This is a genomic window from Actinosynnema sp. NPDC023658, assembly GCF_040639995.1.
In the GTDB taxonomy this organism is placed as follows: Bacteria; Actinomycetota; Actinomycetes; order Mycobacteriales; family Pseudonocardiaceae; genus Actinosynnema.
In genome coordinates this window covers 1-3,111 of record NZ_JBFAAX010000681.1, presented here as the reverse complement: position 1 = coordinate 3,111, position 3,111 = coordinate 1, and the positions used below count along the sequence as shown (strand labels likewise).

Sequence of the window (3,111 nt, the reverse complement as noted above, 5' to 3'; positions counted from 1 at the left end):
CCCACCCGGGTGGGGCCCCGGCGCCGCGAACCTCTCCTAGACCTCCCCGAACACGTGCGTGCCGGGGGCGTTCGCGTCGTCCCCCGCCCAGAACTCGACCCAGTGCTGCACGAACTCCGACTTCGAGATCGAGCCGTCGCCGTCCAGGTCCAACCGGGCGAACACCGAGTCGGTCGACGCCTCGTTGCCGGTCCACGCGTGGATCATCCGGCCGTACTCGGGCGCGGACACCCGGCCGTCACCGTCCTCGTCCACCGCCTCGAACATCGACTCGGCCGTGGCCACCACCAGGTCCAGCATGGTGCCCAGGTCGCTCACCACGGACAGCACCTCGTCCACCGTGAGCCGGTCGTCGCGGTCGTGGTCCGACGCCGCGCGCAGCGTCTCCCACCAGCCCATCATGATCTCCCGCAACCGGTCCTCGTCGGCCCCGCCCCGGATGTGCACCCACCGGTCCGTCAACGCCTCGAAGTCCGCGCGCTCGAGGAGCCCGTCGCCGTTCTGGTCCATCGCGGAGAACACGATGGAGGTCTTCTTCCGCTGCAAGTCGCTGGCCACGCAAGCAAACTTGGCCGGGGAACGCCACGAGGACAATTGACCAGCCGGGGCAAACCTGAGCGCGCCCGAGTGACATCACCGTGACGGTCGGTAGTCCAGCCCCAGAACGGTCAGCAGACCCGAACGGTCAGCGCACCGTCCGCCGGTACCACACCCGCCGCTCGTGCGCGGGCAGGGCGACCCGGCTGACCAGGTTCGTCAGCACCGCCCCGATCAGCAGCCACAGCAGCGCGGCCAGACCGTCGTTGAGCAGCGTCCGCAGCCCGGCGCTCGCGGGCGTGAACAGGTCGCGTAGGCCCAGCGACACCCCCGCCGACCACGAGTCGATCATCTGCGCGAACCCGTTCGCCGGGTTGGCGCCGCCGATCACCAGGAAGATGTGGATCGCCAGCACGATCGCGAACAACCAGCACACGACGTCGATCACGGCACACGCGATCCGCACCCCGCGCACCCGCCCGTCACCGCGCTCGACGACCTCCTCCTCCGCCGCCGGGTACGGCGGCTCCGCAGGGGTCATGAACTCGGTCGGACGACTGTCAGCGGGACGTCGGCCGCGCCTCGGGTAGGTCATCGCTGCGGTCCTTCCACTAGGGCCCCCACGCCGACTACCCGTCCGCGACACCGCCTCAAACTGCCTGGACGAGGTGGAGGAGAATGGTCCCGTGAGCGAGCACATCCTCGATGAGCTGTCCTGGCGCGGCCTGATCGCGCAGTCCACCGACCTCGACGCCCTGCGCGAGGACCTCGACGCGGGCCCGCTCACCCTCTATGCCGGGTTCGACCCGACCGCGCCCAGCCTGCACGCCGGCAACCTCGTCCCGCTGCTCATGCTGCGCCGCTTCCAGCGCGCCGGGCACCGGCCGATCGTCCTCGCCGGCGGCGCGACCGGCATGATCGGCGACCCCCGTGACAGCTCGGAGCGCGCGCTCAACCCGCTGGACACCGTGGCCGAGTGGGCCGGGCGCATCCGCGGCCAGCTGGAGCGGTTCGTCGAGTTCGACGACAGCCCCACCGGCGCGATCGTGGTCAACAACCTGGACTGGACCGGCGACGTCCCGGTGCTCGACTTCCTGCGCGACGTCGGCAAGCACTTCTCGATCAACGTCATGCTCGCCCGGGAGACGGTGAAGCGCCGCCTCGAAGGTGACGGCATGTCCTACACCGAGTTCAGCTACCTCCTCCTGCAGTCGCACGACTACCTCCAGCTCAACCGGAAGTACGGCACCAGGCTCCAGGTGGGCGGCTCCGACCAGTGGGGCAACATCATCGGCGGCGTCGACCTGGTCCGGAAGGTCGACGGCGCGTCCGTGCACGCCCTGACCGCACCGCTGGTCACCGACGCCGAGGGCCGCAAGTTCGGCAAGTCCACCGGCGGCGGCAACGTCTGGCTCGACCCGGCGATGACCTCGCCGTACGCCTGGTACCAGTACTTCGTGAACGTGGGCGACGCCGACGTGCTCCGCTACCTGCGGCTGTTCACCTTCCTCACCCAGGAGGAGATCTCCGACCTGGAGCGGCAGACCGCCGAGGCCCCGCACCTGCGGGCCGCGCAGAAGAGGCTGGCCCAGGAGTTCACCGACCTGGTGCACGGCGAGCACGAGACCCGGCAGGTCATCGCGGCCAGCCAGGCGCTGTTCGGCCGCGGCGAGCTGCGCGAGCTGGACCTGTCGACGCTGGAGGCCGCGATGGCCGAGGCCCCGACCGGCGAGGTGCGCCTGGCCGACGGGCCGACCATCGTCGACCTGCTGGTCACGTCCGGGCTGGCCGAGAGCAAGGGCGCGGCGCGGCGCACCGTCAAGGAGGGCGGCGCGTACGTGAACAACTCGAAGGTCACCGACGAGGAGTGGGTGCCCGCCAAGGAGGACCTGCTGCACGGGTCGTGGCTGGTCGTCCGCCGCGGCAAGCGCAACACCGCGGGTGTGCGGGTGCTGGTCTGACCTGCGAGAACAGCTCCAGTCGGAGGCCGTCGACCCCTAGCGGGTCGGCGGCCTCCGTGCTCTCTGGATGTGATCGCGGTCACACTGTTGCCGGCGGATCGGGTCGGATAGCGTGGGGTGGACTGCGGCACGGGCTGCTGACCTGCGGTTTCAGCCTGTGGCGCGGTGCTGCGCCCCCGATTTGACCTCCGGTTCGGGTGCGTGTAACTTTCTCCATGTCAGCACGGAACGGGCCGGGAACACCGGAACGGAGTGCGGCAGGTCACGAACCAAGCTCCCGCTAGCGTGGTAGAGTGGGTGGCCGCGGAACGGAAGACCCAGTCCAGGCTCGTCTGAGCCGTTGCGACCAGGGCGTCTGGATTCCAACACAAGCTTTAGCTGAATCACAAGCCTCGGATCGAGCCGCGCGAGCGGCGAGTGATGATGTGCGCGTGTTCTTTGAGAACTCAACAGCGTGCCGAATAGCCAGTAAATTGTATGAACCTCGTCAAGAGGTTTTCCTTTGAGATTGTTACTGAACAACTGACATTTTGTCAGTGTTGTTCGGAGCGATCGAACTCATTCCTTATTGGAGAGTTTGATCCTGGCTCAGGACGAACGCTGGCGGCGTGCT

General features: G+C 68.4%; 3 protein-coding genes. 1 reads left to right on the top strand and 2 read right to left on the bottom strand.

The window, feature by feature from the left end; genetic code table 11:
- Positions 1-36: 36 nt before the first annotated feature.
- Positions 37-558 carry an EF-hand domain-containing protein gene (locus AB0G02_RS33090; RefSeq protein WP_360802147.1) on the bottom strand — a complete coding sequence of 174 codons (522 nt, stop codon included), beginning with the start codon at positions 556-558 and terminating at the stop codon, positions 37-39.
- Between the two features lie 127 nt (positions 559-685).
- Entirely contained in the window at positions 686-1,078 is a 393-nt protein-coding gene (locus tag AB0G02_RS33085; protein WP_360802144.1) for a hypothetical protein, read from the bottom strand.
- Between the two features lie 145 nt (positions 1,079-1,223).
- Between AB0G02_RS33085 and tyrS the strand changes: the two genes are divergently transcribed.
- Positions 1,224-2,498, top strand: a complete 1,275-nt coding sequence (gene tyrS, locus AB0G02_RS33080; protein WP_360802141.1) for a tyrosine--tRNA ligase — start codon at positions 1,224-1,226, stop codon at positions 2,496-2,498.
- Positions 2,499-3,111 lie beyond the last annotated feature (613 nt).

Bases quoted from the DNA above. Each gene is read 5' to 3' on its own strand.
- AB0G02_RS33085 (WP_360802144.1), bottom strand. From the start codon at position 1,078: ATGACCCCTGCGGAGCCGCCGTACCCGGCGGCGGAGGAGGAGGTCGTC.